General features: G+C 72.5%; 6 protein-coding genes. 3 read left to right on the top strand and 3 right to left on the bottom strand.

Translation table 11 applies throughout. The annotated features are described in order from the left end of the window. Nucleotides 1-147: 147 nt before the first annotated feature. Nucleotides 148-1764, bottom strand: a complete 1617-nt coding sequence (locus WMF24_RS45420) for a hypothetical protein (protein WP_437733724.1) — start codon at nucleotides 1762-1764, stop codon at nucleotides 148-150. Beyond that, entirely contained in the window at nucleotides 1764-5741 is a 3978-nt protein-coding gene (locus WMF24_RS45415; protein ID WP_437733723.1) for an RHS repeat-associated core domain-containing protein, read from the bottom strand. The genes WMF24_RS45420 and WMF24_RS45415 overlap by 1 nt, the downstream gene beginning before the upstream one ends. A 343-nt stretch (nucleotides 5742-6084) precedes the next feature. Here WMF24_RS45415 and purM point away from each other — a divergent pair, with 343 nt between their 5' ends. Continuing rightward, nucleotides 6085-7131: a phosphoribosylformylglycinamidine cyclo-ligase gene (gene purM, locus WMF24_RS45410; protein ID WP_437733722.1), complete on the top strand. Its 1047-nt coding sequence runs from the start codon at nucleotides 6085-6087 to the stop codon at nucleotides 7129-7131. A 60-nt stretch (nucleotides 7132-7191) separates the two neighbouring features. Here purM and WMF24_RS45405 read toward each other — a convergent pair whose 3' ends face one another. Beyond that, nucleotides 7192-11001, bottom strand: coding sequence for a protein kinase domain-containing protein (locus tag WMF24_RS45405; protein ID WP_437733721.1), 3810 nt, complete (start codon nucleotides 10999-11001; stop codon nucleotides 7192-7194). Nucleotides 11002-11328: 327 nt separating this feature from the next. On the opposite strand from WMF24_RS45405, the gene purN reads away from it, so the two are divergent. Continuing rightward, complete coding sequence (gene purN / locus WMF24_RS45400; RefSeq protein WP_437733720.1) at nucleotides 11329-12024, top strand: phosphoribosylglycinamide formyltransferase; 696 nt, start codon at nucleotides 11329-11331, stop codon at nucleotides 12022-12024. Continuing rightward, a complete protein-coding gene (locus WMF24_RS45395) occupies nucleotides 12021-13658 on the top strand; it encodes an NAD(P)-binding protein (RefSeq protein WP_437733719.1) in 1638 nt (545 codons plus the stop codon). The genes purN and WMF24_RS45395 overlap by 4 nt, the downstream gene beginning before the upstream one ends. Nucleotides 13659-13770: the final 112 nt, after the last annotated feature.

Genomic DNA, 13770 nt, shown 5'->3' with positions numbered 1-13770 from the left:
CCGGAGGAGGAGTCGGCGACCGCCCTCCCAGGCGCCCGGGGGGCCACGAGCGGCTCGTCCTGACGCGCAGGGCTCACCGCCTCCGCGGCCCCGAAGTCCAGCGCGCCTCCACGATGCGCTCAGGCAGACGCGCCGCTCCGCTGGATGTCACGGAGGATGCGCGTCGGAATCGTTGAAATCGGACCACCACTGTCGGTTTGACGAGATAGTCCGGATGCCTTCGCGGCCGAGCGTCTGCGAGAGCTGCGTCCGACTCTCGCTCCAGGCGCTGATGGCCACTGTCTCCAGCCGCATCACCTCTCGTACATTTTCGATCAGCCGGAGCGCCCGCTCGCTGGTGTCGCAGCGAACCACACAGAACGAGCCTCCAAGTGGAGCTATCAGCTCGCGGAGCCAGAGGTCCTGCCCCTCATAGCTGGACACGAGGCGGTCCGTGCACTCAGGGACCGGTCGGAGGCCGAGCCGCTCCGCGATGAGCCCCCGCTGCAGGTGCGCGTCCAGCGGGAAAGCCAGCTCGACGCGGAGCCGCTCGGCCTCCGCGAGACCGTCCTCCACCGCGAGGATCTCGAGCCATGTCCCAAGCTCTCCTGCCACAAAGTCCATCTGCTCAGGCATGTTTGCGTATACCCACAATCCGCCTTCGCCGGACCACAGGATGAGCTTCCAGTCGTGCCATGCTCCCACGGCGACGAGCTCCATGTCCTTCCACGACCAGAGCGGCCAGTGTACAAGGCGAAGCCCCGTCGGAAACGACTCTGCTCCGCCTTCGAAATCGAGGAGCGACTGAGCTCGCTCCGGGAGCATCTCGCGCGGAAGCAACCCCAGCCACAGTGCGCCATCCGGCATCTCGTGCTCGCGGCGCATCACCAGGCAGTCTTCTCCCACGACTCCACGAAGGGATTCGACCAGCGTCGGCGGCGCGGAGACCGAGGGCGCCGCGACGCAAACGGCCCCTTGGTCCTCCAGGTAGCGAACGAGCCGAGGCGAGCCAAGCGCCGGCGCGCGGCAACGGTGCTGAGTCGTTCCTGCGCGCACGATGTCGAGCCGCGCGACCGCTTGTTCCAGCACGAAATCGCCCTGAATCACGCGATCATCAGTCACCCACACACGGCGCGAAGTGAAGGGGGACTCGTCCGTGTAGAGAGGATCAGACGTGGGCACCGACAGCTCTGCAAGCTCGCGCACAGCGACTCCAGGGCCAACGTCGAACGCCGCCCGGGCACCTTCGCAGGCACAGAACCGAAGCACGTCCCCGAGCGCCGCCAGCGTGCGCGTGAAGATGCGCGGCTGCGCGACGACGATATCGTCCGCTCGAAGGATCGCTCCACCCTCTCCAGACGGTCGAAGTGAGAACTGCTCGCTCAGCCGTGTCCAGAACGCCTGCGCGGCCCGACGACGGCGCACGACGAGCGAGGGCCAGAAAGCGTCAAAACAGTTCACGGACGCCATCAGCGCAACGTACTCGCGCCACAGGCCGACGCCGAGGCCACCAAAGGAGTCGAGGTAGAGCGCGCCCTTCCAGCGATCCCACGCGAAGAGGCGGCGCTCACCGCGGCCCTTCGAGGGCACCGTGCTGGGCGCGAGCGCGCGAGCAGCGGGGTAGCCGAACGCTACCCCCCCGAGAAGCGGGAACCCACGGCGCCCCGTCAGATCGAGGAGCTCCTCGTCTTCCGCGAGCGTCGGCGAATCGGGTCGAAGACCGACGCCGGGCAAGACGGGAGCCTGACCGATCTGCTCGCGCGTGGCGGGAGACCATCGTTGCATCACAGCCTCGTCCATCGGTTCCCATCCCAATTCCAGGCCCCAGGATCCACGGCCTTGCCTCCTTTGTCCATATACGGACCTTCCCTCGTCGATGACTGTGCTCTGTTCGCGTCAGGGTTCCATGACGGGTCGTAGTCCGGCCCTGTTGTATTCTGAGACGGGTTGCTGCGGCTGGTGAACCCCCCAGGCACCTTGTCCGTCCCCGGGGGAGCTTTGCCCGCGAGCCCCCAGAGTCGCGGGACTGTCTGAGAGCAATTGGGGCAGGCCTGCTCGAGCTGATCCTTATTACTCCCCATGTACGATTTCATGCTGCCGATACTGTCGAGGGCCTCCCCTAGGTGATTCTGCCAGTTTTCCTGGCCTGGCCTGCACGATTTTCCTGTATCTTGCTCCCATTGCTTCAGATAATCGCTCAGCGCCTTGGGCTCGGAGCAAACACTCTGGGCTCCGCCGTTACCCTCCGGACGCGCATTGTTGGGTGCCAGCGCAGCCTCCACTGCGGGGTGCAGGTCAGTGGATCCCGCCATGCCGGAGTGCCCGTACTTTGTTACATTGGCTTGCTTTCCGTTCTTCTTTACGTAGGAACCGGTCACTTCCGTATGCATCTTTGCGAGACCGTCATGGTCCGAGAACTCGAGAGGCCACCCATCGACATACGCGTAGGCTCGAAGGCTCCCCTCCAGCCGGATGGGCTCCGGGCTAAGGTACTGTCCCGTCTCCGGATCGTAGTACCGATACCTGTTGTAGTAGAACCCCGTCTCCTCATCGGCGTACTGCCCTGGAAACCTCACCGGCGTCAGTCCGGCCTGCTCCCCCTCGGGCTTGCCGAACAGCGACGTCTCGATCGTGCCGACGAGCCTCCCGTCCCCGCCCACCAGCGCCGCCGGCATCCCGTTCGGCGCCTCGACGTAGTACCGCGCCTCGTCGCGCTCGCCGCGCCGCACCCGATCGGCGAGCGGCGTCCCCCGCTCTGGCAGCACCGCATACGCCCGTTCTTCCACGGCCGGCTCCCCGCCCGCTGCCGGGAACAGCTCGCGGAGCTCGTGCACCAGCGCATCCCTGCTCCAGGTATACCGCGTCACGCTCTCCACCACCCGGTCACGCCCCCGCTCCACCCGCTTCTCCAGCCGGCGCGCAAACGGATCGTACTCGAAGCGCACCACCCGCCCATCCGGCAGCCGTACCGCCTGGAGCAGGTCGTTGTCGCCCCACTCGAAGCGAACCACCTGGCCGTCCGGCGTTCTCTTGCTCATGACCCGGCCCCGATCGTCATACGCAAGCTCCGCACCGGCCCGTGCATGGAGCCGCCCGCCCGGAGCATATTCCCGATCCGCTCCGCTCTCGTAGAGCTCCCCGTTCGGCCCGTGGCGATAGCCCTCTATCAGCTCTCGTCGCGCCCCCTCCCTCCGCTGCCGCTCGATCACCCGCCCCTGCGCATCGCGTAGATACTCCACATACGCCCCTCCCGCCTCGCTGTCGCCCACCGCGCCGAGCAGCCCGGCCGCTGACCACCCGTAGCGCTGCGCCCACGTCATCTCGCGAGGCGACGGCCCCACCCAGGCCGGCTCGCCCGGGCGCACCGCGGGCAGCGCCCGCGGACCGGTCACCTGCGCCCACGCCGGCAGCCCGTCCGGCGTCACCGCCTCCGAAATGCGTCCTCCCGCCGGCAACACCCGCTCGACCAGATGGCCCGCTGGATCATACGCCATCTGGATCGCCCCTCGCGCGCCAGCGTCCCCAAACGTCACCTTCGCGGCCCGGCCCACCACGTCCCGCGCGATCTCCGTCCGCCCGAACGGCCCGCTCATGCGCACCGCCTTTCCGAGCGCATCGTACGCTGTCTCCACCACCGTCCGCCGCCCGCCCGCAGTCACCGTCTCACGCACGACCCTTCCGCGCGCGTCATACGCGAACTCGCACATGACCTCTTCGCTCGTCACCCGCTCCACCCGGCCGAGCAGGTCATAACCGATCTCCTCTTTCCACCCATCCGAGAAGCTCCGCTCCACCAGCCGACCGCACGGGTCATAAGCGAACGTTACGTGACCGACCCCGTCCCGGATCTCCGTGATCCGCCCCATCGGATCGTGCCGGTAATGAAACGTCCGCCCGTCGAACGTCCGCTCCTCGTCGATCCTCCCCTCGCCGCGGCGCACGTACCGGTGTTCCTCGCCCGCTTCGTTCACCACCCGCACCAGGTCCTGCTCGCGATCGTAGTAGTACCGCACGACGCTCCCGTCCGGCCTCACCACCGCCGTCACCACCCCGATCCCGCCCCATCGCAGCTCGGTCACACGACCGTCCGCGTCCGCGATCTCTGACAGATGGCCATCGACGTCGTAGCCGTACCGGTCCGTCGCACCGCTCGGCCGCCGGACGCTCAAGAGCCTTCCGCAAACGTCGTATTGATAGAATGTCTCCAGCCCGCGCTCGTCGACGAAGCTCGTCACCCGTCCGAGAAAATCATGACGGATCTCCCGCCTCGCCCCGTCCGGCTCCACGACCGCCACGCGGTTGCCGAGATCGTCGTACTCCATCCGCGTCACCCCGCCGTTCGGCAGGGTGGCCTCGACGAGCAGCCCGCGCTCGTCATGGCGGAACGCCACCACCGGACCGAGCTCATCGCCGACTGCGACGACATCCCCTTGCGCGTTGCGCTCGTAGCGCGCGAACCCGCCGAGCGCGTCGTGCACCTCCTTGACGAGGCCCCGCTCGTCGTAGCTGTACTCCGTCCTCGCGCCCACCGGATCGGTGTGAAACAGCAGCCGGCCCTGCGCGTCACGCTCGTAGCGCCACCAGTGCCCCAGCGCGTCCTGGTACGCGAGCACGTTGCCCGCGGCGTCGAACGCATAGGAATGCGCGCCTCCGTACCACGCGACCCTGTCCGTCTTGTCCAGGTGGTTCCCCTCGATCCGCCGCTTCGCGCGCGAGGTGATCACCTCGACGAAGTGATCGGAGTCGTCGATCTTGACGTGGCAGAACCCCTTCGCCTTCGTCTCTCGGTCGTCCAGCGTGTCGGGCACGTCGCGGTCGAGCGCGTCGTTGCCCGCGCGATGGCACCACGCCTCCACGCAGCGACCGTGGTCTCCGTAGCGGAACTCCGCCACGAGCCCCCCGGGCTCACGGCGCCGGATCAAGCGGTGATCGTCGTCGTAGTCGTACCGCTCTTCATGGCCCGCCGCGTCGCGCGCCGCCACCAGATCCCCTCGTTCGTCATAAAGGTACACCCGAAAGGCTCGCCATCCCGCTCCCGCCGAAGCGTCCTTCACCTCGAACGCGGCGATCCTCCCGTCCGCGTACCGCCGCGCGCGCACCATGCGCCCCACCGCGTCGAGCGCATGAGACAGTCGTCCTCGCTCGTACAAGAGCCGGATCTCGTTGTCGTACCGGTCCACGATGCGTGATAGCAGCCACGTGCTATCCCGTCGCTCGCTGAACACAAGCAGCACGCCGTCCGCCTCCAGCGTGTATCCCCCCTCATGACGCCGTAGCACGCCGCACGGGATCGGAATGGGGCGCCCCGGCTCGGGGATCTCCGCCTCGGTCGGCGCCGCGTGCGGTTCGACGACGCGCAGCGTCCTCCGCCGCTCCTCGATTGCCCATGCCAGCGAATGGCTCCACCCGAAACCGAGCCCCAGATCCAGATCGTTCGTCTCGGACGAGTAGCTCCGCTCGATCCGGAGCGGCAGGATCATCCCACCGAGCGCCAGATCCACGGTTTTCGCCGTATAGACCCGCCCCGTCACCGGATCGACCGGATCTCCCGCCGATGTGCCGCCGCCGCGCCCGTGCGTCGGATTCGGGCACCCGCCGCCGCTACCCGGCCCGCACGCGCCGGCGTTCTTGCCGCCGCCGCTGGGCCCCTTACCACCACCCTTCCCTCCCGCCCCCTGGTCACCGCCGCGTCCCCGCCCGCCACGACCGCGACCACCGCCTCCACCCCCTCCGCCACCCAGGATGAACGTGCCAGGGTTCATGCCAGGAATCGCTGGGATGTTAGGGACGGGGGCCGTGCGTGCCATGATGGAGGCCATCGTCGCGGAGCGCCGCGCGCGAAGTCAAACGGCTCGGCGTCATGGGCATGCGCTGCCGAACTCCCCGGTGTTCAGTTCGAGGCGGCTCGACAGAGAACACTTCGAGTGGCAGCTCCCGGCGGCCTCCACCGAGGCCTTGACCGGAGTTGGAATTCCTTCCGGCGGCCTCCCGAAGGAGCGGTCGCGTTCGGCTGCAACGCGACCATCGCGATCCTCGCGCCGCGCGCGCGCTCCCCGGGAGCGAGCCCGCTTCCCTTTGCCGCCGAGGTATGGGATGGCGCCTGCCATGAGCGTCACGTACCGGGAAGCGGGGGTCGATATCGATGCAGGGGACGCGCTCGTCGAGCGCATCAAGCGGCTCGCCAAGCCGACGCGCACCCCCGAGGTGCTCGCCGACGTGGGCGGCTTCGCCGGCCTGTGCACCCTGCCGGCCGGCCTCAACGAGCCGGTGCTCGTCAGCGGCACCGACGGCGTCGGCACCAAGCTCAAGGTCGCCTTCGCCACGGGCGTCCACGACACCGTCGGCATCGATCTCGTCGCCATGTGCGTCAACGACGTGCTCACCGTCGGCGCGCGGCCGCTCTTCTTCCTGGATTACTTCGCCACCGGCAAGCTCGACGTCGACGTCGGCGAGGCGGTCGTCCGCGGCATCGCCGAGGGCTGCAAGCAGGCCGGCTGCGCGCTGCTCGGCGGCGAGACCGCCGAGCTGCCCGGCATGTACGCCCACGGCGAGTACGACCTCGCCGGCTTCGCCGTCGGCGTCGTCGAGCGCTCGCGCATCCTCGACGGCAAGCGGGTCGCGGCCGGCGACGCGGTGCTCGGCGTCGCGTCCAGCGGGCTGCACTCCAACGGCTACTCGCTCGCGCGGCGGGTGCTCGAGAAGGAGATGGGGCTGCGGATGACCGACCGCGTCGATGAGCTCGGCGGCACCGTGGGCGAGACGCTGCTCACCCCCACGCGGATCTACGCGCGCGCGATCTCGGCCCTGCTCGCGGCGTGCGGCGATGCGGTCCGGGGGCTGTCGCACATCACCGGCGGCGGCCTGCCGGGCAACCTGCCGCGCGTGCTGCCGGACGGGCTTGGCGCGCAGCTCGATCTCGGCTCGTACCAGAGGCCGGCGGTGTTCCAGGTGCTCCAGCGCGGCGGGCCGGTGGACGAGGCCGAGATGCGGCGCACGTTCAACCTCGGCGTCGGGCTCGTCGCCGTCGTCGACAAGCGCGCAGCCGACCGGGCCATCGAGGCGCTCGCCGGCTGCGGCGAGCGCGCCTGGGTGCTCGGAGAGGTGCTCTCGGTCGGCGACGTGCCCTTCGAGGAGCGCGTGCGGTTCGGGTGAAGGCGGCGGCAGCGCTGCGCGCCGCCCGGCGCGGGTGGCGGGCGGCGGCGCGGCGCGGGCTCACCCGCCGTCGAGCCGCGCTCTCAGCTTCTTGATCGCCTCGTCGATGGTGCGGTTCTTCGTGTAACAGGGCCTCACCGCCGTCTCGAGCACGACCAGGGTGCGCTTGTCGCCCTCGGAGACGGCGCGGTCGAGGAACGGCAGCTTCTCGCCGCAGGTGGCGTCGCGCAGCTCGAAGGCGATCCGGACGGCGGGCGTCCCGCGGGCTGCGACCTCTGGATCGCGGAGCAGCTTCGCCGCGCGGGTGGCCGGGGTGGAGCGGCCGCGGGTCTCGACGATCTCGTAGAGCACGTCGAGGCCGTCGGCCCCGAAGCGGCTCGCGAGCGCGTCGAAGACCTTGTCGGCGAGCTCGCCGCCCGTCTTCGAGATGGCGATGGCGACGTTGCGTGCCGCGATCGCGATCGCGCGGTCGCGCAGCGCGGTGGGATCGCGCTCGGCGAGCGCGTTGAGCGCCTCGGCGGCCTTCACCCACCGTCGCGCCCTGGCGGCGTCGGCGAGCGCCTTCCGGCCCGCCTCGTCCGGCGGGGGCTCGGCCGCTGTGTCGGCCGCGGCGGGCGCGTCGGGCGCGGCCGGGGCGGCGGCACCGGGCGCCGGAGCGGTGGGCCCGGCCGACTCCGCGGCAGCGGCAGCGGCCGCGTCGGGCGGGGCGGGCTCGCTCGTCGCGGGCGCGCTCGCCGGCGGGCTCGCCTGGCCGAGCTGCGGGTCCGGCTCGGGCGGGGCCCGCCCGCCGCCGGCGAGCGCTGCGATCACGCCCGCCGCGATCACGGCGCCGGCGAGATAGGGGACGATCCGGCGCAGGCGGGCGCCGGCGTCGCCCTGGCTGCGCTGCGCGGCGCGCGCTTCCCTGGCGGCGAGCTTGCGCCGGGCCTTCTCCTCGCGCTCGCGGGCGGCGCGCTCTTCCTCCTCGGCGCGCTTCCGTCTGGCCTCTTCCTCGCGCTCCTTCGCGACGCGCTCTGCCTCGGCGGCCTCGAGCTCGCGCAGCAGCGTCGGAGCGAACGCGGGCCGCGAGCCGCTCAGCCGCTCGGAGGTCGGCTCGGAGGCGGGCGCCGCATCCTCGGCGGGCGACTCGTCCTGCGGCGGCGATGCCGGCGCAGCGGAAGGGGGTTCCTTCCGGGTGAGCATCGCGCCTTCGGACCGCGCGGGCGGCTGCGACGACGCGGGTGCTGCGGCCGACGGCGCGGGCGGCTCCGAGGATCCGGGCTCTGCGGCGGCGGGCGCGGGCGGCTTCGATGGCGCAGGCTCGGTTGCAGCGGGCGCCGGCGGCTTCGACGACGCAGGCTCTGCTGCAGCGGGCGCCGGCGGCTTCGACGGCGCAGGCTCTGCTGCAGCGGGCGCCGACGGCTTCGATGACGCAGGTTCCCCCGCAGCAGGCGCGCGCGGCTCGGACGACACGGGCCCCGCTGCGGAGGAAGAAGTCGGCCTCGCAGACGAGCGCCCCGCTGCCGAGGGCGATGACGGCCTCGCGGACGAGGGCTCCGTTGCCGAGGAAGGCCCCGCTGCCGAGGGCGATGACGGCCTCGCGGACGAGGGCTCCATTGCCGAGGAAGGCCCCGGTGCCGAGGGCGATGACGGCCTCGCGGACGAGGGCTCCGTTGCCGAGGAAGGCCCCGCTGCCGAGGGCGATGACGGCCTCGCAGGCGCCGGACCCGCTGCCGAGGAAGGCCCCGCTGCCGAGGACGACGACGGCCTCGCGGACGAGGGCTCCGTTGCCGAGGAAGGCCCCGCTGCCGAGGACGATGACGGCCTCGCAGGCGCCGGACCCGCTGCCGAGGGCGATGACGGCCTCGCAGGCGCCGGTACCGCGGCGGCCGGTGCCTGCGACGGCCGCTCCGTGCCCGGCTGCGACGGCTCCTTCGATGAGCGCTCCTCCGGACGTCGCGCCAGCGCTTCCGTCGACGGCGCTCGCTCCTCCAGCGGCAGCCGTGTGGAGGTCGGCTCCGCCGGATCCTCCGGCGCCGCCTCTTCCAGCGGACGCACCGGATGTGCCGGCGGCGGAGACGGCGCCTCCAGCGTCGGCCTCGCTGGCGCCGTCGATGCCCGCTCCTCCAGGGCAGGCTCGGTCGACGCCGACGCCGTCGACCCCGGCTGCTCCTGCGATAGCGCTGGCGCCTCCGGCGGCTCGCGCGGCGCCGACGGCGCATCGGCCGCCCCGGAAGCAGCAGCGCGGCTGGCGGCTTCCTCCCGCGCGAAGGCGACCTGCGCCATGAACGCCGCCCCGCCCACCGCCGTCGGCCGCGAGTCGCGCGTCAGCTCGGCGTCGTCGGCTCCGGAAGACCCGGCAGGACCATCGCCGCCCGCGGCTTCCCCCCGCGAGAAGGCGACCTGCGCCATGAACGCCGCCCCGCCCACCGCCGTCGGCCGCGAGTCGCGCGTCAGCTCGGCGACGAGGGTCGGCGTGTTGCGCACCGGCGTCGGCCGCGAGAAGCTCGCCGGGGCTTCCTCCGCCTCGTCCTGCGCCGGCTCCGCAGCCCCCGCCTGCGCCTCGCCGCCTCCGCGGTCCTCGCCGCCTTCGCGGTCCTCGCCGCCTCCGCGGTCCTCCCCCGGCTCGCCCGCGCGCTCCGGCTCCGGCGCGCTCGCGCCGCCTTCGGCCGGCCCGCCGGGCGCCCGCTGCGCAGCGGACTCCAGCGCGTCCGCGACCTCGTTCAGCGAGACGAGGCACGAGTCCCCGAGGACGACCGCCGACGCGCTGCCCGGGCTCGCCTCCGGCCCGAGCGCCGCTGCGCTGGGCAGGGGCGGCCGGTTGCTCGGAACGCGCGCCGCCTCCCCGATCGCGGGGACCGACGACATCTCCGCGCGCGACGACATCTCCGCGCGCGACGACATCTCCGCCCTCGGCTCGTGCGTCGCGATCCCCGACGCGGCGCACGCCTGGTCGAGCGCCGCGATCAGCTCCGCGGCCGTCTCGAAGCGGGCGCGCGGCTGCTTCTCGAGCAGGCGGCGCACGACCGCCTCGATGGCGGGCGGGACCGCCACGCCCGGAACATGCTCGGCGATCGCCGGCACGGGCGCGCTGCGGTGCTGGTTGAAGAGCTCGACCGGATCCCTCGACGGGAACGGGTGCTTGCCGGCCAGCATCTCGAAGAAGATGAGGCCCAGGGCGTAGAGGTCCGAGCGCTCGTCGACGAAGTCCATCCCGAGCGCCGACTCGGGGGCGAGGTAGGCGATGGTCCCGAAGATCACCCCGGCCGTCGTGAGCCGGGCCGGGAGCGACTCCGGCGCCCGCACGGACTCCGGCGACGCGGCGGATCGGCGGAGCTGGTCGACGCTCACCTTGGCGAGGCCGAAGTCGATGAGCTTCACCAGATCGCCCTGCGACTCGACCACCATCACGTTGCGCGGCTTCAGGTCGCGGTGGACGATGTTCATCGCGTGGGTCGCGTCGAGCGCGGCCGCGAGCTGCCTGGCGATCGCGGCCGCGCGCGGGGCGGGCATCGGCCCCCGCCGGATGATCTCGTGGAGCGTCGTCCCGCGGACGTACTCCAGGACGAGGAAGAACGACCCGTCCTCGGCCTCGCCGAAGTCGGTCGCGGAGGCGACGTTCCGGTGCTGGATGTGGGCGCCGGCGATCGCCTCGCGCTCGAAGCGCTCCACGAGCTCCGGGAGCCGCTCGGTCTCCGGGTGCAGGATCTTGATCGCGACGCGCTTGTGCATGTGCACGTGCTCGCCGCGGTAGACCGCGCCCATGCCGCCCATGGCGATGACCTCGTCGATGCGGTAGCGCTTCGAGATGACCCGCCCGAGGTAGGCCGCGGCCCGCTGCTTCGCGGCCTCGTCGGAGGTCAGGGGCGGCTCGGGCGGGCGTTCCGGCATCGTGGCGGCGCCACCCTACCCCGAGCGGCGCGGTATTGGTAGGTGGCCGCCCGAAGGGCCGGGCCCGAGCGGAGCGCTCGGTGCGCGCAGGTTGATCGATGTGCGTATCGAGCACCTGGCGGCGCATCGATGTCGTCGCCCACGGATCGAGCGCGATCAGCGGGGCGCGGCGTGGCCTGGAAAAGTACCAGGTGACCGAGGCCCCGCACGCCGCGCCGCCCCACGCCCGCGCGGCGTGCCGCCGGCCCCGGGCGCCCGCCGCGCCGCGGCACGCCGCGCCGCCCCGGATCTCTCCCGCGCCCGCCTCCGCCGTAGTATCTGCCCCCCATGCCCCCCCTCGATCTCGGCGTCCTCATCTCCGGCCGCGGCTCCAACCTCCAGGCGATCCTCGACGCCATCGCCGCCGGCCGCCTCGACGCCCGCGTGCGGCTCGTCCTGTCCAACCGGCCCGGCGTCGAGGGCCTCGCGCGCGCCGAGCGCGCCGGCGTCCCGACCTGCGTCCTGCCGCACAAGGACTTCACCGACCGCGACAGCTTCGACGCCGCCGCCGTCGCTGCCCTCCGCGAGGCGGGCGCCACCTGGGTCGTCCTCGCCGGCTTCATGCGCCTGCTCACGACGACCTTCCTCGACGCCTTCCCGCACCGCGTGGTCAACATCCACCCCTCGCTCCTGCCCTCCTTCCCGGGCGTCGACGCCCAGCAGCAGGCGCTCGACCACGGCGTGCGCGTCACCGGCTGCACCGTCCACCTCGTCGACGCCGGCACCGACACCGGCCCGATCCTCGCCCAGGCCGCCGTCCCCGTGCTCGAGGGCGACGACCACGACGCCCTCGCCGCGCGCATCCTCGTCCAGGAGCACGCCCTGCTCGTCCGCGCGCTCTCGTGGATCGCCGAGGGGCGCCTCCAGGTCTCGCCGCCCGCGGCGCCCGGCGGGCGCGCGCGCGCCACCATCGCCGGCGTCGACACAGCGCTCGGGCTCGCCCAGGGCGGCCGCGCGCCCGAACCGGCCGGGGAAGGGGCGTGATCCACAAGCACTACGACGTCATCGTCCTCGGCCGGTCCATCGGCGCGCTCACGGCCGCCGCGCTCCTCGCGCGGCGCGACTTCACCGTGATGGTCGTCGGCCACGGCGAGCGCCCGCCCACCTACCGCCTCGACCAGCACGTCCTCCGCCGCCGCGCGTTCACCATGCTCGCCGAGCCCTCGCCGGCGTGGCGCCGCTTCCTCGTCGAGCTCGCCCAGTCGCAGACGTGGAAGCGCCGCATCGTCCCCGCCCTGCCGATGCTGCAGATCGTCGCCCCGCGCCGGCGCGTCGACGTGCCGCCCGACATGGTCCTCTTCGGACGCGAGATCGACCGCGAGTTCCCCGAGCTCCGCCGCGTCGTCGACGAGCTCTACGCCGAGCTCGCCCACGTGAACGGCGCCGCCGACGACGCCTTCTCGAACGACGCCGTCTGGCCGCCGGGCACGTTCTGGGAGCGGCGCGAGACGGCGCGCTACGCCGCCATGCTCCCGTACGCGCGCGCCGAGCCCGACGCCGACCTGCTCGTCGAGTTCCCGCGCGGCCACCTGTTCCGCTCCATCGTCACGCAGTCCGTGCTCTTCGCGACGGATCTCTCGGCGCTCCCGCCGCCGTTCGCCGTGGCGCGCCTGCACGGGGCGTGGACGCGCGGGCTGATGATGCTCCCGCGCGGCGAGGAGGAGCTCGAGGAGTTCCTCGTCGAGCGCATCCTCGCGCACGGCGGCCGCTGCCTGCTCGACGAGCGCGCCGCCGCGGTCCACGTGCGCCGCGGCACCGCGGCGGGGGTCGTCCTCGACGGCGACGATCACCCGAGCGGCAGCAGCTTCGTGATCACCGACATGGACGGCGAGACGCTCGCGAGCCTCTCGGGCGGCGAGGGCATCCACAAGCGCGCGCTGCGCGAGTGGCCGCGCATCACCTCGTCGGTCGGCCGCTTCGTCGTGTCGCTCATCGTGCGCCGCGAGGGCCTGCCCGAGCCGCTCGGCCCGGAGGCGCTCCTGCTCCCCTTCCCGTCGTCCTCTGCGCTGGCCGGCCGCGCGATGGCGTCGTCGCCGCCGCCCGCGCCGCGCGCGGGCGACGCCGGGAGCCGGCCGAGCGCTCCGCGGTCCACGCGGCCCGCGGGGCCGGGCCGCCCCGTCGTGCACCTCCAGCGCTGCGATCTGCCGCCGCCCTCGACCGACACGCTGCTCGTGGCGGAGATCCTGCTGCCCGACCGCGGCCCGCTGTCGCTGCTCGAGGCGCGCCAGGCGGTGCTCGACGCGCTCACGGCCGAGCTCCCCTTCCTGGAGCGGCACCTCGTGCTCGTCGACTCGGTGCACGACGGGCTGCCCGTGTGGGTCTACGACGGCCAGCGCCGGCGGCTCGTCGAGCGGGCCATGCTGAAGGGCGCTGCGGCGGGGGCGGAGCCGATGGTGCGGCAGCTCGAGGTCGACCCGCCCGGCTACCTCGGGCTGGCGGGTGAGCCGATCCGGGGGCCGATCGAGCGGACGCTGCTCGTGGGGCGGAGCGTGCTGCCCGGGCTCGGGCAGGAGGGGCAGCTCCTCGCGGCGTGGGGCGCGGCGCGGCTCGTGACGCGGACGGACCGGCGCAAGGAGCGGATGCGGCGCGACATGTGGAGCAAGGTGGAGATCGGGTAGCGCGCCGGGGGGCTCGCGGGGCCTACCGTCTCACGTGATTGCCCATCACACCGAGAACACCCGCTCTGGGGGCCATCGCTTCGCATCGCTGGTGAGGCGCGAGCGCGAGACT

This window comes from Sorangium sp. So ce1335 (genome assembly GCF_051521615.1).
Lineage (GTDB): Bacteria > Myxococcota_A > Polyangia > Polyangiales > Polyangiaceae > Sorangium.
The sequence above is the reverse complement of the archived record's forward strand: the minus strand, read 5'-3'. Positions and strand labels throughout refer to the sequence as shown.

Bases quoted from the DNA above. Each gene is read 5' to 3' on its own strand.
- WMF24_RS45420 (WP_437733724.1), bottom strand. From the start codon at position 1,764: ATGCAACGATGGTCTCCCGCCACGCGCGAGCAGATCGGTCAGGCTCCC.
- WMF24_RS45415 (WP_437733723.1), bottom strand. From the start codon at position 5,741: ATGAACCCTGGCACGTTCATCCTGGGTGGCGGAGGGGGTGGAGGCGGT.
- purM (WP_437733722.1), top strand. From the start codon at position 6,085: ATGAGCGTCACGTACCGGGAAGCGGGGGTCGATATCGATGCAGGGGAC.
- WMF24_RS45405 (WP_437733721.1), bottom strand. From the start codon at position 11,001: ATGCCGGAACGCCCGCCCGAGCCGCCCCTGACCTCCGACGAGGCCGCG.
- purN (WP_437733720.1), top strand. From the start codon at position 11,329: ATGCCCCCCCTCGATCTCGGCGTCCTCATCTCCGGCCGCGGCTCCAAC.